The organism is Pseudomonas sp. Irchel s3b6 (assembly GCF_900187415.1).
Lineage (GTDB): Bacteria > Pseudomonadota > Gammaproteobacteria > Pseudomonadales > Pseudomonadaceae > Aquipseudomonas.
The window spans coordinates 579,842-598,329 of the sequence record NZ_FYDM01000001.1 but is presented as its reverse complement, the minus strand read 5'-3'; the positions used below and the strand labels follow the sequence as shown (position 1 = coordinate 598,329).

General features: G+C 60.5%; 24 protein-coding genes. All 24 read right to left on the bottom strand.

The genetic code is table 11. The annotated features are described in order from the left end of the window. Positions 1–131 precede the first annotated feature (131 nt). Entirely contained in the window at positions 132–440 is a 309-nt protein-coding gene (locus tag CKW07_RS02875; protein ID WP_095143479.1) for a phage tail assembly protein, read from the bottom strand. An 11-nt stretch (positions 441–451) separates the two neighbouring features. Next, on the bottom strand, positions 452–955 hold the full coding sequence (locus CKW07_RS02870; RefSeq protein WP_095143478.1) for a phage major tail tube protein: 504 nt from the start codon (positions 953–955) through the stop codon (positions 452–454). Between the two features lie 12 nt (positions 956–967). Next, positions 968–1,327 carry a phage tail sheath C-terminal domain-containing protein gene (locus tag CKW07_RS02865; RefSeq protein ID WP_371850633.1) on the bottom strand — a complete coding sequence of 120 codons (360 nt, stop codon included), beginning with the start codon at positions 1,325–1,327 and terminating at the stop codon, positions 968–970. Positions 1,328–1,339: 12 nt separating this feature from the next. Further along, positions 1,340–2,503, bottom strand: a complete 1,164-nt coding sequence (locus CKW07_RS02860) for a phage tail sheath family protein (protein WP_095143477.1) — start codon at positions 2,501–2,503, stop codon at positions 1,340–1,342. A 102-nt stretch (positions 2,504–2,605) separates the two neighbouring features. Then, positions 2,606–3,037: a tail fiber assembly protein gene (locus tag CKW07_RS02855; protein WP_095143476.1), complete on the bottom strand. Its 432-nt coding sequence runs from the start codon at positions 3,035–3,037 to the stop codon at positions 2,606–2,608. Beyond that, entirely contained in the window at positions 3,037–5,628 is a 2,592-nt protein-coding gene (locus CKW07_RS25875) for a phage tail protein (protein WP_371850632.1), read from the bottom strand. Before CKW07_RS25875 ends, CKW07_RS02855 begins: the two co-directional genes overlap by 1 nt. Further along, positions 5,591–6,202, bottom strand: a complete 612-nt coding sequence (locus CKW07_RS02845; protein ID WP_095143474.1) for a phage tail protein I — start codon at positions 6,200–6,202, stop codon at positions 5,591–5,593. The genes CKW07_RS25875 and CKW07_RS02845 overlap by 38 nt, the downstream gene beginning before the upstream one ends. A gap of 1 nt (position 6,203) precedes the next feature. Beyond that, the gene (locus CKW07_RS02840) at positions 6,204–7,082 is read right to left on the bottom strand and encodes a baseplate J/gp47 family protein (RefSeq protein WP_095143473.1); all 879 of its coding nucleotides are present in this window, start codon (positions 7,080–7,082) and stop codon (positions 6,204–6,206) included. Next, positions 7,079–7,405, bottom strand: coding sequence for a GPW/gp25 family protein (locus CKW07_RS02835; RefSeq protein ID WP_095143472.1), 327 nt, complete (start codon positions 7,403–7,405; stop codon positions 7,079–7,081). The genes CKW07_RS02840 and CKW07_RS02835 overlap by 4 nt, the downstream gene beginning before the upstream one ends. 5 nt (positions 7,406–7,410) lie before the next feature. Beyond that, positions 7,411–7,632: a hypothetical protein gene (locus CKW07_RS02830; protein WP_095143471.1), complete on the bottom strand. Its 222-nt coding sequence runs from the start codon at positions 7,630–7,632 to the stop codon at positions 7,411–7,413. A 56-nt stretch (positions 7,633–7,688) separates the two neighbouring features. Then, positions 7,689–8,249 (bottom strand): phage baseplate assembly protein V, encoded by a 561-nt coding sequence (locus CKW07_RS02825; protein WP_095143470.1) that lies wholly within the window; start codon positions 8,247–8,249, stop codon positions 7,689–7,691. Next, on the bottom strand, positions 8,216–8,767 hold the full coding sequence (locus tag CKW07_RS02820; protein ID WP_095143469.1) for a hypothetical protein: 552 nt from the start codon (positions 8,765–8,767) through the stop codon (positions 8,216–8,218). Before CKW07_RS02820 ends, CKW07_RS02825 begins: the two co-directional genes overlap by 34 nt. Next, complete coding sequence (locus CKW07_RS02815; protein ID WP_256577014.1) at positions 8,760–9,077, bottom strand: hypothetical protein; 318 nt, start codon at positions 9,075–9,077, stop codon at positions 8,760–8,762. Before CKW07_RS02815 ends, CKW07_RS02820 begins: the two co-directional genes overlap by 8 nt. 44 nt (positions 9,078–9,121) lie before the next feature. Further along, on the bottom strand, positions 9,122–9,442 hold the full coding sequence (locus CKW07_RS02810; RefSeq protein ID WP_095143467.1) for a capsid cement protein: 321 nt from the start codon (positions 9,440–9,442) through the stop codon (positions 9,122–9,124). A gap of 67 nt (positions 9,443–9,509) precedes the next feature. Then, on the bottom strand, positions 9,510–11,591 hold the full coding sequence (locus CKW07_RS02805; RefSeq protein WP_095143466.1) for a ClpP-like prohead protease/major capsid protein fusion protein: 2,082 nt from the start codon (positions 11,589–11,591) through the stop codon (positions 9,510–9,512). Beyond that, a complete protein-coding gene (locus CKW07_RS02800; RefSeq protein ID WP_095143465.1) occupies positions 11,521–13,074 on the bottom strand; it encodes a phage portal protein in 1,554 nt (517 codons plus the stop codon). Before CKW07_RS02800 ends, CKW07_RS02805 begins: the two co-directional genes overlap by 71 nt. Continuing rightward, on the bottom strand, positions 13,071–13,283 hold the full coding sequence (locus tag CKW07_RS02795; protein ID WP_095143464.1) for a primosomal replication protein PriB/PriC domain protein: 213 nt from the start codon (positions 13,281–13,283) through the stop codon (positions 13,071–13,073). The genes CKW07_RS02800 and CKW07_RS02795 overlap by 4 nt, the downstream gene beginning before the upstream one ends. Next, positions 13,274–15,319 carry a phage terminase large subunit family protein gene (locus CKW07_RS02790; protein ID WP_095143463.1) on the bottom strand — a complete coding sequence of 682 codons (2,046 nt, stop codon included), beginning with the start codon at positions 15,317–15,319 and terminating at the stop codon, positions 13,274–13,276. Before CKW07_RS02790 ends, CKW07_RS02795 begins: the two co-directional genes overlap by 10 nt. Then, positions 15,282–15,836 carry a terminase small subunit gene (locus CKW07_RS02785; protein WP_256577005.1) on the bottom strand — a complete coding sequence of 185 codons (555 nt, stop codon included), beginning with the start codon at positions 15,834–15,836 and terminating at the stop codon, positions 15,282–15,284. The genes CKW07_RS02790 and CKW07_RS02785 overlap by 38 nt, the downstream gene beginning before the upstream one ends. A 160-nt stretch (positions 15,837–15,996) precedes the next feature. Next, a complete protein-coding gene (locus CKW07_RS02780; RefSeq protein WP_095143462.1) occupies positions 15,997–16,737 on the bottom strand; it encodes a hypothetical protein in 741 nt (246 codons plus the stop codon). Further along, a complete protein-coding gene (locus CKW07_RS25110; RefSeq protein ID WP_141234414.1) occupies positions 16,738–16,938 on the bottom strand; it encodes a hypothetical protein in 201 nt (66 codons plus the stop codon). Between the two features lie 83 nt (positions 16,939–17,021). After that, positions 17,022–17,345, bottom strand: a complete 324-nt coding sequence (locus tag CKW07_RS02775; protein WP_095143609.1) for a phage holin family protein — start codon at positions 17,343–17,345, stop codon at positions 17,022–17,024. Positions 17,346–17,611: 266 nt separating this feature from the next. Then, positions 17,612–18,043, bottom strand: a complete 432-nt coding sequence (locus tag CKW07_RS02770; protein ID WP_095143461.1) for a hypothetical protein — start codon at positions 18,041–18,043, stop codon at positions 17,612–17,614. Between the two features lie 54 nt (positions 18,044–18,097). Then, positions 18,098–18,487: an antiterminator Q family protein gene (locus tag CKW07_RS02765; protein WP_176465256.1), complete on the bottom strand. Its 390-nt coding sequence runs from the start codon at positions 18,485–18,487 to the stop codon at positions 18,098–18,100. Between the last annotated feature and the right edge of the window lies 1 nt (position 18,488).

Sequence of the window (18,488 nt, the reverse complement as noted above, 5' to 3'; positions counted from 1 at the left end):
GTGTGCGACGGGGATCGGCTCAATCCGTGAGCCACCAGACCATCTCGGAAAACGACAGTCCCTGAATCTCGGCCGCCGAGAAATTCAGCTCGACGGCCAAGCGCTTGGCCAGGGTCTTCTGCAGCCTGGGGTTAAACCCCGTCGTCTGCTCCCAGACGAAAATAGGCGGTCTGCAGACGACGGTAATCGCGCATCAACAGCCCCTCCAGATCCGCACGGCCAATGCTCGCCAAGCTGCAGAACAAGACCATTTCCTGCTCTTCTTCGTTGGTACCGCCCTGCAGGGTGGCGGCGCGCATCTCGCGCACCGTCGGTTCACGCAAGGTCAGCTTGTCGACCTGAATGCCGTTGGCCTGGCTCGGCCGGGACAGGATGACGGTGGCAATGCCGCTGCCCAGTTGCAGCCACTTCGGCAGGAGGTTTTCTTTATCGTTGCTCATGGTGGTGTTCCTTACATGCCCAGGGCGGACCGCACGGCGGCCAGGTGATCGGTGCCGTCGACGACACGGATCGAGTTGAGGGGATCGATTTCAAACATCACGCTGCCGTCGATTTCCAGCTTGTAATAGGTCACAGCGACGGCGTACTTGAACTCGGCTTTTTCGCCGGGCTTCCATTCCCCGGGATCGACTTCCTTGAGGCTGCCCCGCAGGGTGGCGACCACCGATTTCACCGCACCTTTCTGGCCCTTGAAGGCACCGCGGAACGAGGCGTTGAACGCGGTCAGGTCGGCCTGGCCAAAGAACTTCAGCACCTCACGGCGCACGCCGTTGGTGGTGAAGCTGGCCTCGAGCTTCTCGGTACCCATGTCGATCTCCACCGCTGCGTCCATGCCGCCGGCACGGTACTCGTCGGTCTTGAGGGTCAACTTGGGCAGGGTCAGGCTCGGCACGTCGCCTTGCAGGCTGATACCGTCGACAAACAGGTTGGTGTTGTAGAGCACTTCAGGAATCATTGGACGGCCTCCTTAGGCAGCGGTATCGAGCACTTCAGTGATCCACTGATCGGTCACCTCGACGCGGAAGTTCGGGTTTTCAGCCGGCGGTACGCCGATGAAATGGATGTTCCAGTACACCTTGCCCTTGCTGAGCTCGCTGGAGGTGTTCAGCGCTTCGTCGGCATACACCTCGAAGTTGAGCTTGGCGCCCTGGTCCTGCAGGTCGCGGATGAAGGCCTGCAGGCCTGCGCTCACATCCTTGACGTAGGTGGCAGTGATCGAGTGGTCCACCGCCCACTTGTGCGCGTAAAGGATGGCGTCCTTGACGATTTCCAGCAGGCGCACCTGGGTGCAGTCGCCGGCCTTGAGGGTCACTTTTGGCAGAATCATTGGACGGCCTCCTTAGGCAGCGGTATCGAGCACTTCAGTGATCCACTGATCGGTCACCTCCACGCGGAAGTTCGGGTTTTCGGCCGGCGGTACGTCGGTGAAGCGGATGTTCCAATACACCTTGCCCTCGCTGAGCTCACTGGAGGTGTTCAGTTCTTCGTCGGCATACACCTCGAAGTTGATGATCGCCCCCTGGTTCTTCAGGTCGCGCATGAACGCCTGTAGGCCTTCGGTCACGTCCTTGACGTAGGTGGCGGTGATCGAGCGGTCGACCGCCCACTTGTGCGCGTAGAGGATGGCGTCCATGACGATATCCAGGGTGCGCACCCGGGTGACGAACTTCCATTTCGGATCGCTGGACAACGTGCGGTTGCCCCACAGGCGATAGCCGTCGTCCCGGATGATCGTGGTGATGTTGGCGTTGTTCAGCAGGTTGGCGCGGCAAGACGGATCGCCATCGAGAAACTCGATCGGCCGCGTGGTACCGGTGATGCCGACAAACTCCTTGTTCGATGGCGAGGCCCAAAAGCCATAGGTGGCGTCGGTCCAGGCGAACAGACCGGCGGTCCAGGCCGAGGCCGGCGCGTTGATCGTGGAGCTGGTCTTGGTGTCCCAGAACTGCACGCCCGGATCGACCATGTAGGCGTGTTTGCTGCCGAAGTTTTCGGCATAGGCGATGGCGGCTTCGTCGGTGGTGTTCGGCCCGTCGATGATGGCCATGGCTCGCAGCTTGTCGGCCAGCGCCACCAGCTCGGTGCCTACCGCCAGCGTCGCCGAGTACCCCGGAGTCACCAACAACCGTGGCTGGGCGTTGAATTGGCTTTTGCCGTTGAGCAACGCCTGCATGCCGGTACGGGAACCGTCGGCCCAGACGCCGCCGATGATTGCGGACAGTTGCTCGGCCGGGTCTTCCAGCAGCGGCACACCGACGGCGACAATCACCGCCTTGGACCGTTTGAAAATCGCCTTGCAGTCCTGGGTGATCGCTGCGTCCGGGCCCCAAGCGGCGACGGCTTCGCTTTCGCGGGTGATCAGCAATAATTCGTTGGCCGCAGCAGTCGCCGGTGGTGCCACTGTGAAGGTGTTGCACAGGCCGATGATCGACGCCGAAGGGGTTGCGATGTGCCGGGCCCCGGTGTCTACCAGGGTCACGGTGACGCCGTGAAAGAAACTCATAAAGTGATGCTCCAGAAACGAAAAAGCCCCGCATAAGCGAGGCCGTGGGAGTGTTCGGTGTGATGCCTGACGGAAAAGAAAACGCCCCGTCAGTGCGGGGCGTTAGGGTGTCTGCTGATCCGGTGTGACCGGCCACTCAATCGCCCGTGGCCAACCGGCTTGCTGCGGCACTTCACTCAGCTCGATGCGGTAGAACTTCCAGGCAGTCAACTGCTCGACCTGCTCGTCGGTGGCCACGCCCAGATCGACCGCGTCCTGCAGCGGTGCCGCCGCCAGACCAGCGTCCTGCATTAACCGCTTCTGCTGGGAGCGCGCGGCAGGTAACAAAGCAGCGTCCGATGGAGGTTCATAGGCAGCGACGTCACCATACTCACCCGCAGCGGCACGCATGAAAATCTCAGGGCCATACTCCGTGGAATCATTAGGCATTGCCGTAAAAGGCAATTCACCTAATGTTTCTTCAACAACCATCACATTAATTGCAGTATGCTCAGCGTTTGCCCATTGAGGGTTTAATACATCAAGAAAATTCATTATATAACCCTCAAATAAAGACTAACCGAATCACTATCTTGACCATCCGCATTTTGCAAGCCGCCCATTAAACGCCAAGTGCCTGCGGGATTACCATGTGCAGATTGTCCGCCTGTATCCGTATATTGAAGGTTCACGCCCGCGACCTCAGTTCCGGGGGAAGTGCCTACGGCATTGTATGCTTTGAATATGCCATATGAACCTACTGTACCGGCGCCAAAAGTTGAAACAGCCCATGCTACTTTCGATAAGCCGTAATAATCCGTCCAGATTGCATTTAGATCCAGCTCGTCAACGGTACAATGCAACTGGCCGTCTGCACCCCAACCAATTTTAACGTTATTGCCCGGAAGTTGATTAAATCCTGTCCCTTGCTGCACAGGCGTATAACCCAACAACAGTTGGTAGCCGTTGGGGTTAAAGTTGCGTTCGGTCCAGATCCTCCCGTGGTTGTCCGCATCAACCTGTAAACCAACATCGGCCGTATCGGGTCGATAACCAATGTAGATCTTGCTGGCCATCTGGCCCGCGCCACCGCCTTGTTGCACCGGCGTGAACCCCAGGGCAAGTTGATACGCCGCAGGGTTAAAGTTACTGTCATTCCAGCTCGTTACCCATGACCCAAATCCTGCTCCACTGGTGATGGCGCCCCGTGAACAGACGGTGCCAGTCTGATTGTTGACGACCAATTGGAATGCGGCGTCTTGTCCAACCGCCACTATCATCGGAGACCAGTGGATACCTGGCGGATATTCAGGTGATGTTTGCAACCGGTAAACACCAGCCTCTGTAACGGTATCGAGGTCGGTTCCTTCGGGAACGTCGATGCCGCCTTGCCCCCAGCCATAGGCGCCGGTGAGCAACACATGGCCCGACGTGTCGTCGATTGGCGATGTTTGTTTAGCCAGATTGCTGGAGTCCCACAGGATCTGCCAGTCACCCCAGGTCCCGGTGGCGTGATCCCCGGTGCGGTACCGGTAGCGCGTCGGGCTGTTGGCCACTCGTGCTTCCTGGTAGGCCAGGTTGCCGAAGGAACGTTCGACATGGATCGCCAGACCATGATCGCTGCCGGGAATGTCCGGACGGTTGAGGGTGTCGGCAACAAACGTATAGGTGCCACCGACCTGAGGGGCGTTGAAGTCATTGCCTGGCAAATTGGGCGCTACGCCGCCTACCCCGAAGGCACCATTGAGCAGCACGCGGCCCGCAGTGGCATCCCATGCGCTCGATTGTTTAACCAAACTGTTGAAATCCCACTGCTGCACCCACTCGTCCCATGTATGGTTGTGGCTGTCATCGGTTCGAATCCACAGCGCCGAGTTCGTAATTGCAAGCTGTGTCCGCTGGCCCGCTACATCTACCTGCCAGCCAATGGCGTCATAGTTCGTGCCCGGTACCGCGCCGGTCGCACTGTGATCAAACCCGAAGAATTGCGTGCCATTCAAGACATCAAGGTCCGTGACAACCGGCGCTTGTGCGCCCAGTCCGAAGGCCCCCACCTTCATCAAGGCACCAGCCGTGGCATCGTCCAGACTGGTTTGCGCATTGAGGGTCGCGGCGGTTCCCAGCCCAAGGTTGTCGCGGGCCTCGGCTACGTCCGCGACATCAGCCAGATTCTCACTCACCGCCAGGGCATCGGTGATGCCATAGCCGTCGAGGGTGGTCGGGTTGGTACCGGCGATCACGCGGCCGAGGGTATCCACGGTGACGCTGCGATAAGTGCCGGCGTTGACCCCACTGGCACCCGCGATCATCGCGAACTGCAAGCCGGTAGTGCCGAGGGTGATCGGCGCATCGGTGACCAGTTGCCAGAGGCTGTCGCCGTGGGTGGTGCCCTGCTCGACATGGACGAACAGCCCGGGAGTCACTTCCAGGCTGTTGTCGGCATCGACCGCCCGGGTCCACGCCTCGGTGCTGACCACGTAGATACCGTTATCTTCAGCCTGCGCCTGCGCGGTCACCAGCACCCGGTCACCGGCAACCAGGGCCACACCGTCGATGGTCTGCACATTGCTCAGGGTGATGGCGGCCGTGGTGGCAACCCGTACCGATTGTTTATAATCGAGCTTGGCCAGTTCCTCCTGGATCTTGAGGTCCACGTATTCACGCGTGGCCAGCACCACCGCCGGATCGATCTTCAGCACGATGTTCGCCGAGCTGCTGACGATGAAATTCATCCGCACCACTTGGGTCTTGCCGGTGCCCTGGGCCAACAGCGGCTTATAGCTCGGCGCACAGTTGGCCACCGCCACCAGATCGCCGTCGACGTCGTACAGGCCGATCTCGCGGATCCACTCCCCGCCGACCTCGGGCGGAATGATTTGCTCGGTGATCACGGTGTTGGGGTTGGCCGGATCGACGCGAATCTGGTTGATCGGCGCGCGGCGCCACTCGTTGATCAGCTGAGTTTGCAGACGATCGGGAATCGGATCGGTGCCGTTGGCATCGCCCAGGGCCATCTCGGTAAACATCCAGTCCAGGCCCATGGCGATGGCATTGGCGTGTTTGGCTTCGCCCACCGCGGTGAGAATGGCAAAAAACTGACTGCTCTTATCAATCATAGGGGTAAACATCCAAAGTATCGGTTTCATCAACGCACAGCGCCGGGCCCAAGGCGCCGGTCACGTCGATGTCCTGCGGATCTGGTGGGTACACATCGATCTCTTCACCTTCGTAAACACACACGGCGATGTCGAGCACGCCTTGGGTCTGCAGGCTGATGGCCAGATGGGTCATGTGCCGGCTGACCGGGCGGGCGTCGTCGATCAGCCAGGTCAGTTCCTCGTACAGCTCCTCGGTGATCCCGGCATCATTCAGCCCGACCTCCAGCGCAAAGGTGCCGGGCACGCCTTCAGGCACCGTGTCGAACCACTCCACCACGTCAATCAAGTAGCCCAAGGGTTCGACCACCCGGCGCAATGAACCGATGGTGCCCTTACGGGCATGCACGTCGTACGCCGAACGGATCGCCGAGCGCTTGGCCTCCGGCGACCAAGTGTTGTTCCAGCGGTCCACCGACCAGGCCCAGGCGAGGTACGGCAACAAGTGCTCGGGACAGGTGTCGGCGTTGTACAAGCTGCGCAGGGGAATCAGCGTGTCTTCGTAGTTCGCGGCCTCGAGGGCCAGTTCCAGCGGGGTGCTGTTGAGCGGCAACAAACTGCTCATGTCAGGCCCCCAGCACTACGCTATAGCCGGTGCAATACGCGGCCTCGGCCTTGCTCGGCCTGATATCGGTCCAGTCCAGCAGCTCGACCCGAGCAATCCCGGGAATGTGCAACTGCGCATCGATGCCCGAGCGCGCCACCTCCAACCCCAGCCGGCGACGCGGGTTGATCCATTCGCTCAGGCGTTTCTGGCTTTCGGTCAGATAGGCTTCGTTTTCCGGGCCCGGGGTCTGCGGGTACAACACCGCTTCAATGCTGTAATCAATGACCACGGCACTCTGCACCGTGAGTCGGTCGGCCACCGGCCGCACATCCTCGTCATTGAGGTACAGTTGGACCTGCTCGAGCAGTTCCGGCGAGGCGGCGCCACTGCCTTCGAGGCTGAGCACGGTGACCACCACCACGGCCGGCGACGGGCTTTCCGCCGTGGCATCGGCCACCAGGCCCGAGGCATTGCGCGCGTGCAGGATGTAGCTGTTGCGTGGTCCGGCCGTGGTCAGCCCTTCATACGACAGCTGAATCCGCTCGCGCAGGGCATCGTCTTCCTCGAGTACCTGCGGCGTCGGCGGTACCGTGCTCAGGTCTTCGGCCTGAATCACCAGCCGCTGCAGGTTGACGTTCGCCGCCAGGTGATCGAGGTCGGCACGCTCGGCGTGGGCCAACAGCAAGGCCTTGCCCGCGTCGTTGACTCGCGCCCGGTTCTGCAAGGCGCCATACGCGGCCTGCTCGATCAGCTTGAGCACCGGATCGCTCTCCAGCTCTGCGGTCCAGTTGTCGCCCATACTCAGGCGGAAGGCTTCCAGTTTTTCCTGGTAGACCACTTCAAAGTCGAGGTCTTCCAGCACTTGTGGCGGCGGCAGTGCCGCCAGTTCCATGGTCATGCGGACACCTCCAATGACACTTCACTGCCCAGGTACTGCCCGGTCAGCTCAAAGGTGATGCGCCCGTCCAGAATGGCCACGGCACGCACCCTTCCCAGTTTCAGACGCGGCTCCCAACGACCTAGCGTGCTGGCCACCTCGGCCTGCACCGCACTCTTCCAGCCGTCATTCACCGGCAGGTCGACAAAGCGGCGCAGCTTGCTGCCGTAATCCGGACGCATCCGCCGGCTGCCCAGCGGGGTGGACAGAATGTCCTCGATGGACTGGCGCAAATGATCGACGCCGGAAATGAGCTGTCCGGTGCGGCGGTCCAGTCCGATCATCTCGATCAGCCCTCGACCGCGACAAAGTCCTTACGGCCTCGTAAATACTCGAGCGCGACCGTGTCGTCCGACGCCACCGCGACCTGCCCCTTGGCTACACGCAAGGTGCGCCCGCCTTCGGGCAGGATCAGCACCCGCGAGGTGTAGAGCGTGTCGAGAAAGGTACTCAACGTGGCCGGAGCGGGCTCATCAGTTGCTGCGGATACGTCCTTGGTTTTACTGGTCATGGTTTTCTCCAGGCATGAAAAAGCCCGCACGCGGCGGGCTGAAGGTGTATGTGCACTCAATGCGAGTGGTGGTTGCTGTTACCGCCGGCATCCATGATCGTGCCGGCGCCGCTGATGTCGCCGGACACGTTCAGCGCACCGTCGATAGTCACCTCACCCACGAGTGCGATCTGGCTCGCGACCACCCGGACTTGATCCGGTGTCACTTCGAACAACGCCTCACCGACGGTAATCGTCACGCTGCTGCCGTTAGGCAAGTCGATGCGGTAACTGCCGGCGCTCCAGTCGTAGACCAGCGAGCCGCCATCGTCGAAGTACCAGGCCTCGACGTGATCGCGGTTGTCCGGCGGCGCCCCGGCATTGCCATACAGCCCGGGAATGAAGGTGCCAATCGCCGGATCACCGCTGGGGCTGAACAGCGCGCCCTGCTCCCCCGGGCTCGGCGCCCGCCAGTGCCGGGCCTTGCCAGCGGCCAGGCTGTGCCAGCGCACCCACGCACTGACCCAGGTGCCGGCCTTGACCCGGACCCGACCGGCAATCAGATCGACGCCGACCACCACGCAGGGCAGCAGCATGGCGGCGATCATCCGGTCGTGTTCAGCGCTGGGGTATCCCATGCCAGATCCTCCGGCTGAAAGTAGTGATCTTCATTGCCGGTACCGGTACAGCCGTCGACGTTCAGGTACAGGGTGCCCGGCGGCTCGTTGGGCCATAACCACTCGGTTTCGCCGATCTGGAACACCTGCTTCCACTCAACGATCCACACCACAAACTGCGCCAACTCGGGCATCGACTCATCCGGAAAGGCACGTACGTCTTGCACCTCCTCGACAAAGTCCAACCCCCAATACTGCCCGCGCAGGATCTTGCTGATCTCGGTGGCCAAGATGGCCGCCTGCAACGCGGCTTTACTGATCGTCGAATCGACCATGATGCACACCTGGAAGCGGCCGCTCAGGGAGGTCTTGCCACTACCCGTGTCCGGCGCTTCGCCGATTTCCGTCAGGGCAAACAACACCGCCGGCAAACCCACTTCAGCATCCAGTTCGGGAAACGCCTCGACGCTGACCACCGACGGCAAGCCCGCCTTGAAGGTCGCCTCAATCGCATTGTGTAAGGTCGTCAGCTCATCCATTGTTCAAACTCAGTATGAAGGCGACCATGCCGGCACCGTCCGGTTCGCGTTTGCTCACCTTGTAACGGCCCCCACCCTGCTCGGCCGGCAGATCGATGGTCAGGAAGCTGTCTTTCTCGATCCCCGCGGCATCCACCACCCGCGCAGTGAAGGTGGGGGCCAGCACGTTATCGGTGACGATGGCATTGCCCAGGCGCACGCTCTTCGATTTGCCGCCCACGTCTGCGCCGACAAAGGGCGAGAAAAACGCACCGAACAGCGCCACCCCATCGGACTTGATCGCCCGGTCGCCCAAGCGATCAACCAACACCGCATCCATCCGCGCTGTGATGTCGCGAAAGCGGCTCAGGCCCGTCACTGAATCAACAACGCTTCGGCAATCCCGCCGACCGGGGCACTCAGCAATTTGCCGAACGGCACTGTGTCACCGGTGGCCGTGAGCGGATCGACCAACACACCACCCTGCAACGCCACCTTCTGCCCTTGCCGCAACGCCGCATCCGCGGCCAAGCGCCAGACCCCGCCGATATGCCCCACCAAGACGTCACCCTCGACGCCACTGGCCATCGGGATAAGCACCAGATCCACCAACACCAGCGGCACACCCGCCGTCGCCCCACCTACCGGGGCAACAAAGGTCACCGTCTCGCCGGCACCCGAGTAATTCTTGGACATGCGTATTTCTCCTGTGCAGAAACAACAAACCCCGCACGGGGCGGGGTATTGAGAGGACGTAAACGGGTTAGCGAGCGGTCGACTTGGTCTGCGTGACCACACCCACCGACTTGTTCAGGCCGCGATAATCCAGCGCCGCCACCCCGGCATCGATCCGCACTTTGCTCGCCACGCCGTCGATGGTGAAACCCTGCTGCTGTTCCAGGTACGGCTGTTCAACGCCGTCCAGGTAAGCCACCTCAATGGTGTCCGCACCTTGGCGAGCAGCCTGATACCAAGTGGTCGACGAATCATCGTCGAGGCGTGGTTCGGCGATCACCGTGGCAAAGTTGCGGATCGGGTTGTCGATACCGGCGTTGGTGTCGACGCCCGGCACCGAGGCCGAGCGGATCAATTGGTTGGTCTTGTCTTCCAGCGCCACCGGTACCAGGACAAACGCCGGACGAATGTTCAACGTCCGGGCCTTACCGCCCTCGACCTGGGTTTTCTGCAAGGCCATGGCCGTCTTGGCCTTGCTCAGCGCTTCAATCGACATGTTCGAGCCGGCGCCGGTGAACAGGTTATTGCGCTCAGCGTCGAACAACTCTTTGCCGTCGCTCATCAGCGGCGAATGGATCAGCGTGTCGTACACCAGGTCGCCGATGGTGCCGCGCGCGGCCAGGCCCATGTTGTAGGGCACCGTGCTCAGTTGGTCGAGGTCATCGTTGATGATCGCCTGACGGGTGATGCTGAACATTTCACCGTAGGTGGCCAGGCGGATTTTTTCGCCGCGGTCGCTGGTGGTGATGTACTTGTATTCCGCACCGGGGCGAACTTCACGCAGGCTCGGGAACGCCCCCATGCCGACCCGGGAGGCCACCTTGAAGTCACTCAGGCGGCCCTTTTTGGTCCACAGGTGATAGGTCTCCGGCGCCTCATCCCACCCGAGCAGCACCGACTTGGCGGCGCTGTCCACCAGGATGTTGCCGAAGTCGCTGGAGTCGTGGGTGAACGCCAGGCCGACCATGGCCATGGGATCAAGGGTCGCCACCAGAATGCCGCGGTCATGCAGCGACGCACGGGCCAGCTCACGCAGGCTCATGTGGTTATAGGCGTTGTCCTTCTGGTTTTCCGCCTGGCCCAGACGCCCCGCCAGAGACGCACGCACCGAATCGCCGACCAGATTGCCGTTGGTCACGTGCCCATGCATACCCGGCCCGCCGGTTGGGGTAGTCGTCGAGCCCAACGCAACCAGCAGTTTCTCCCTGGCCATCTCGGCGGTGCAGCCGAGGTCATTGAGGCAAGTGTTCAGCAGCTCAGTGTGGGTAGTGCCCAGTGAACCGCAGAACGCGGCGGTGATCGCCGTGCGGCGCGGGCCGTCCGCCGCCAGTACCTGAGCGCGCATCTGATCCAGGGTCAAAGCAGCCGGTGCCGAATCGGCGGCCGGTGGCGCGGGAGTAGGCGCTGGGGTCGGAGCGAGTACGGAACCGCGAGGGTCGAACAGATTTTTTGCCGATGTAGGCATGTTGGTGAACTCCTGCATTCGTTTCGAGTTGATGTGCGCGAAAGCCTTCACAGGCTCCAGAATCTTGTCGGCGAACCCCGCCGCGACCGCTTCGACCCCGTTCATCCAGGTCTCGGCCTCAAGAATCGCGTGGATCTCTTCGGCGGTTTTCCCGGTCTTGGCCACGTAGGCACTGACCAGGGAGCCTTCGACCTTGTCGAGCAAATCGGCATAGCGGCGCATTTCATGGGCGTCGCCGCCCTGAATGCCCCAAGGTTTGTGCACCATGATCACGGCGTTTTCCGGAATGCTGATGCTGTTGCAGGCCATCAACACCACACTGCCCATCGACGCGGCCAAGCCATCCACAAAGCCATCCACCCGTGCTGGGTGATGCTTGAGGATGTTGTAAATGGCGATGCCTTCGAACACATCGCCGCCCGGCGAATGCACATGCAGGTTGATCTGCGACACATCACCCAGGGCTTTCAGATCCTGAGCAAACTGCCGGGCGGTGATGCCCCAGGCGCCGATCTCGCCGTGCAGGTGCATGTCCACCACACCGCGTGCGGCCGCACACATGGAATACCAGCGTTCATTGGTTTCGCTCGTCGTCGGGATCGACGCCCGTGGCGTCATCAGCGGCAGGCTTTTTAGGCTGTTCATCGGTTTGCGTTTTTCCATAGATCTCGTGATAGAAGTCCGAACTGAAGACCAGTCCCTTGTCCCGGTTGGTTTGAATTTCCGAAGCCCGGGAGCGCTTGAGTTCCTGCGGATTGCGCTGACGCGCCCGCGCCACTTCCGACTCATCGGCAAAGCCCGCTTCGACCAGAATCTGCCAGGCATTGGCCTCATGGACGGGGTTGATCCATGGCATCACCGGCCCTTGATAAATCGCGCCGAACACCGTGTCCGGATCGACGTCGGCCGGCACCTTGACCACCCCGCTGGCAATCGCCATGTGCAGCCACTCGCGATAGACCGGACGACTCCAGTAGTCGATAAATTCGTGCTGCAGCAGGTCGTAACCCAACTGCCCCTCGACCAGCTCCTGACGCTGCGCGGAATAGGTACCGTCATAGCTGCGGGCCACGCTGGAGAAGGTGCCCCGGGTACCGGCCGCCACTGCCTTGAGCTGGCCGTTGCGAAAGCCCTCAAGAAAGGGGTTGGGCCGATTGCTTTCGATCATGCCGACGTCTTCGCCGGGCAGCAGGCCGTCGAACACCATGCCCGGGCCGATGGGAATGGACCGCGCGGCGGCGGTCTGGCCATTCACCGCTGATGGCGCGGTGTAGTCGTCCGGGGTGCCTTTCTTGATGTACATGGCCAGCGCCGCACTGATGCGCGCCGCGACCCGTTCGCTTTCTTCATAGTCCTTGATGTCCGCCAAGCGGATCAGCACCGCATGCAGCAACGGCTGGCCACGGTTCTGGCCAATGCGTTTACGGTGCGCGATGTGAATCATCTGTTCGGCCGGCACGCGTTTGGTGGCCAGGGTCAGGCCATAACCCGGGACATGCCCGGGGTGGTGCTTGACCAGGTGATAGGCCCTGACCCGCCGCCACTGGTTACGCTCGATCCCCTGCACAATGCCCTTGGCGTCGTCGTTGTATTCCCAGGGCAGGTAGTCCGGCTCCAGCAGCTCCAGCGCGAAAGGCACCGCCGTCAAATGGTCATAGCTGGGCACTCGCCCCTTGAGCTTTTGCGCCAAGGCTTCGCCATCGCGCAGCCAGGTCCGGCAGACCTGCCGCTCCATCTGCGGCCGGGACAGCTCGCCGGAGGTTTCCGGGCGCAACGACCACTCGGCCCAGCGGGCCTTGATCTGCGCCGCAAAGTCCAGGTGCACTTCCCCGGCGTAACTCAACGGAAACGGCTCAACCGCAATGCCCATACCGCCCACCACCCGCTCTTCCAGGCGGTCGAACAGGCCGGTGACAATGTCGTGGTCTTCGTCCAGCTTGCGGCACTGCTCGCGCAGGGAGCGCGCCGAACGCTGCAACGAGCGATCCGCGCTGGCGGATTGTTTTTTCGCCTTGTGGGTGCGCGTCACCTGCGCCGCTTCGAACGCCATGATCGTGTTGCGGGCACGCAGCCGCTCGGCCACCATGCCCGGAAACACCGGAGCCAGCACGCGGTCCAGCAGGTTCACCGGAATGTCGCCATGGCGTACGACGGCTGCCCCGCCGCCGCGGTCTGTTGCGCCCGCACCCGGCGCTCCCATTCCAGACGGCCGGCGCGGATTTCTTCCAGGTCATCCATGATCAGCTTGCGACCATTGAAGAGGATTTCCTTACCCAGCAGGATCGCCTGCTCGGCCTCCAGATAGCGGTCCACCATGTCCTGAGCGGTTATAGCCATGCGTCTTGTCCTGAATCAAACCAGCCGCCAGACTCGGCAGGCGGTGCGGGTTGTTGGGCTTGCGGTACCGAAGTTGGCACCGGTGCAGCGGGTTCGGCGTCCTCTGGTTCCGGAACGAGCCATTGATTGGAACCAGGCAGTTGTTTGGCCAGCAGGTCCAGATCCAGACCAAAGCGTTGCTGACTGATGCGCAAGGCCGCCAAGGCGTACACCGCGCAATCCAGTGCTTCGTTGCGGCGCTTGCTGGCATCCCAGCGCATGACCCGGCGCCCTTTGACGATCACCCACTTTTTGCTCTCACTGGTCAGTTGCTTGAGCTCGTCGTCATCGCAGATCAGGTCGTCTGCCGGGAAATGGATACAGCCGGGCGCCGGCCGATCACCGTCCGGCTGTAGCTTCAACCGGCTGTAGATCAGTTCTTTGGCGTTGTCGGTACCGACTTCGGTCAGATAGACCTTGCTGCGTTTGTCTTTCTTGCGCGGAAAGTTGGCAATCGGCTTGCCGTAGGTGCTGGCCCCGAAAATCGGGATCACCCAATGCACGCCATGCTTGCGGCTTTCGGCCCGCACTTCGTCGGCGTAGTGGCCACCGCTGTCCCAGCACCAGCGCTCAACGCGCATCAACGTGCCGTCCGCCCGGGTGAACTGCCGATTGATCTCCTGACCGACCTTTTTCAGCAACACCGTGCTGGCCGGGTCGCCGGTGAGAATGAAACGGTGCACCAACCACGCTTCTTCGCCCGCACCATAGGCATACACCCGACCTTCATAGCGGTCGCCCTGGGTATCGATCCCACCCAGCAAAGCGACCGCGCGACGTGGCACCTGAGCAAAGACTTCGCGGCGGTCGCGCAGCAGTTCCCAGTTCAGCTTCTCGCTCTGGTCCTCTTCCCAGGCTTCACCCAACGTGGTGTTGGTAAAGGTCTTGAGCTTGCCCCGGTCCTTGCCGACCTTAAGCCAGTCACTGACGATGTCCGCCCAAGTGGTGAAGGTCGAGTAAATCGTCCAAATGTGAAAGGTGATTGAGCGCGGCGTGGCAATCGGTTGATCGTCCGAGGAAAACCACGCCATCGAATCCCGGGTCCAGATCCCGCTGCGCTCGCAGAGGTAACGCCCCTGCTTCGATGCCTCAATCATCTCATGATATTCGAAGGTGCAACCGTGGCCGGACTCGCACAGGTACCAGGCTTTTTCGACCTGACCATACCCATCCTTCAGCCACTTCACCCCATACGCCGCGTCCAGGCCGCCCCACTTCAGGTGCTGCTCGGTATCGCAGCACGGGCAACGGATGTTGAAACGCAGGAAGTGCGGTGATTCGTTGGCCGCACGGGTGATCTGGCAGCCATCACCGCCGCCATCCTCTTCAGAAGATTGCGTGTCGGCCGTACCCGGTGTCGAGCCACGGATCGACTTCTTGAAGGTCGCGCCTTCGAGGCGTTTGTCCCCGAGCAAGGTCGGCGCGCCCTCTCCCTCGATGTCGGCGTCGAACTTCGACAGTTCGTCATAGATCACCTCGTCCGGGCTTTTCTCGCGGTAGTTTTTCGCCGCCTTGCCGCCCAGGCACCAGAGCATCTTCTGATTGTCGAAGCACTTCGCGTCGAGGGTGTTATCGCTGTGTTTCTTGTCGAACCACGGGGCCAGGGCGCGCACCACCGGCACGTCACGGATCATCGTGTCGATGTGCCGTTTCATCAGTTCATCAGATGAGCCATCGTCGGGACACCAACTCAACAGGTTGCGTTTTTTGTGCTGGATCTTGTAGCCCATGTTGGCCACCAGCATTTTCGTATAACCCACCCGTGCCGACTTCAGCACGTTGACCTCGCGTATCAGGTCATTACCCATGGCATTGAGCAACGCCACCTGAAAGGGTGCGGTCTCCCAACGGCCTTCCTGATAGGAGGACTCCGACGACAGATAGAAATGTTTGTCGGCCCACTCGACGGCCGTCAACGGTGGCTCTTTGAACAGCGCCGTCAAACCGCGCGTGACCGCGTTAGTCAGCCCCCTCATCCAAGGCGGCAACGTATTCATTCAGGATCTCCGGCAAAGCATCGGCCAGGCCGGAGGCTTCGTTACGCGTAACTGCAATCTCCCGCTGGACCGCCTCAAGGTGGCGCGCTTCCATGTCGGGATGTTTTCGTTTCAATTTGACGTGGATGGTGTCCAGCGTGGAGCCCAACATGGCGGCCAAACGACCCAGGGCGAACACGGCAAAATCGGCCGGAACCAGCTCGGCGTCTTTCACCCGGTTTCGGCGCTCCTGGGCATTGGCCTGGGCGGTCGTTAACCGCAACCGCTCCTGCAGTAATTTCTGCTCGGCGTGCGGATCGAGGTTTTCGCCGTCCGCGCCCATTGGTTGGTGTTTCTGCTCTTGGTGAGCCAAGCGATTGGCGACCACCGAACGCACGTCATAGAACGACTCGCGCCCTACCTTGGCCACCGGCTCAACGCCCCATTTATCAAAGGCTTGCGTGGAAATACCGAGGCTTTCGGCCATGCGGGATTTGTTCAGCCAGAACGGCTGCCGGGTGATCGAAGAGTTCGCCATGACTAAACAACAACCAACCTGGGAAAATGGGTCATACGTACACAAGACGCGGGGCCCGAATTACCCCCAAGCCCCACCCCCTCGGGAGGACCCGTTAAATTCACGCCAAAACCCGCACGTCAAGCAATAAAGACGCAGAAACAGCCTTTTTCGCCCGCTATCACGGTTTGGCGGTGGCCATCGCTTCGGCAAACGCACCGCGGAACTCGGTGCCATAGTTGGCCTTGACGATGTTGTTCGCGATCTTGAAGAACGGGAAGATCGTGCGGTACACCGGCGCGCTCCGACTGAAGACAAACACCGGCCTTACGGCATCGCTGAATGCGGTCTCTTTACGCTCCCACACACCGGCCGTACCCCCGACAATGCCGGAGAAATAGCTCCTGGCATTGCCCTTGCGCTGACTGCGTTTGCTGTTCGAGGCATTGGCCTGATAGCCACGCGACGTTTCCGCAGCGCCAAGACCCGACAAGATCTTGGTCATCGTCCCCCGAGATACGTTGCCATGCTGGTTGAGCACATCAGGGCTAGGGATCGCGAACTGGTTGGACTTCATGAAACCGCGCGCGATCAGCGCCATTTCAAAGCGCTTATGCGGGCGCGGCCCGCCCCTGACAGTCTGCTGAAGGTAGGTATCAGCAGGAATGCCCGAGGTCCAAGAGTCCTTGAAATACACCTCGGCCGGCTTGTTCTTGGTGGCCCACTTAACGAACAGGCTGTTCATCGTGGTTCGGGTCGGCCGGTCCAGGCGCCGCGCCATGACGGCCAGCTCACCTTCTTTGACCCGTTTAGCCAAACGGGTTGCGGTCACCATAAGCACATACGGAATGTGCTTTTTCTCCAGCTCCAGCAGCGCCTCGGATACGGGCAGCATGTCGGGTGTGATCTTGATTTGGACCATTTAGTTTTCCGCGATGGCCGAGCCAAAGCTGTCTGGTGGCCCGTTGAGCGGGTCATAGCAGGCCATCAGCACACCATCGTCGTTGAAGTACAGGTTAATCGACCGCTCCGGGTTTCCTGGGCTGCCATCACCACGCATCGCGCTGACCCATATCAACGAGACACGCGCTGCAGTCGGCGGCAGATGCCGTTCTACGGACACGGCGAAGGCTCCCTAACCACCACCGACGACACTTGATGCGGAGCAACGACATATTTTTTCAACTGACTCACGGCATTACCTCGCTATGAATTACGGCATTTGATACCAGCTTTTTTGGCAAGAAACTGGGTGTACAAACCGCCAGTTACATCAGCACCGATAACCGCGATTACGATGCCCAGGCCGGCGGCAAGATAAAAGTTGCTCCACAGCGCGATCGCGAGCAGCAGCGTGGCCATACCCAACAGGCCAGATGCAAGAAAGCGCAGAGCTACACGCTGTAGGATCTGTCGAAGACCGAGGTCAGTACCTGAAGCTCTCAACATCTCGCCAGACAAACCAGCCATGCTCAACAACACCAACAGCCAAAGGGGCACATCGGCGAGAGCCTGATGCTCTGTGTTCATCTGTAGTCCTCGAATAGGTCCGGCCTCCATGTCACTGTCATCCGCTCGGAGCAAAGAGCCAGGCATGGGGCCGAAAACGAAAAAGCCCCGCTCGATGGCAGGGCTTATAAATGGGTACAAAAACCCGACTCAATGGTCGGGTTCTTGAAAAGCGTCTCGCTGCGTTCACAGCAACACACGCTGCTATAAAAACAGACCTATTCCGCGCGGAAAAGTAAATTTTAGAGGGGTTCGGGAAATTCTGTTGATCCTGCGGGTATATTTCCTTAGAACCCCATCCCCCTCCGTAGAGCTGCCGCCCCTTCTTCGGTCAGGAAGTAGCCGGATCGATTATCCGAAATTAGATACCCCTTCCTCAGCAGTGAATCTACAGTGCGCATGGAAAAGCATTCAGCGCCGCTTGGCATTTGGCTATGGCGGTGAGAGGTATTCTCACCATAAATAGGCACATCAAAGGACGCTGACGATAAAGCGAGCATCTGCGGTACTGTAAGGCGCTCTTTCGTTACAGATGACTGCTGTGGCAACTCTTCTCTACCTTCTGCCTTCAGTTGGGCTATTGCCCGAAGCATCTCCGCATTCCGCTCTTCATCCAGCTCATTTGCCCGAGCCTCGGCGGCCTTTTTCTTGAATAGATGGGCAACAATACCAACGGTTACAGTAATCAGTACCATTGCCGCTATTACATACACATTCATGTGGCTTTCTCGATGTAAAAAACACCAATACTAGCCATCACAAGGTCGTCACGGTCAAGCCACTTCCCGCATGCCGCTCACCGCACAATCAACCCACGCCACCCCTGCCCTGGCTAACTCTCTGGCTTTGCCCTCGCTGATCCCGTAGTGCTTACCCACTCGAACCATCGGCCATTTGGCGCCGTAGTACAGCCAGATAATGTCGCCCATCTGCTGATCGCGACTTGCAAGCCTGGCCACTGCATTATCGATGGCAATGGCCCAGTCATCGGTGATGCAGTAGCTTTTGCTCACCGACACTTGTGGCATCGCCTGACGCATCAGCGCGAAAGTTGGTGAGGTGTAATTTGGCACTCCAGCTCCGTCCACCCGCCACCAGCCCCATTGCTCCAGCAGGTATTCGGTATCGCCCAAAGGTCGGCCTGCCGGCTTTCGAATCATCATG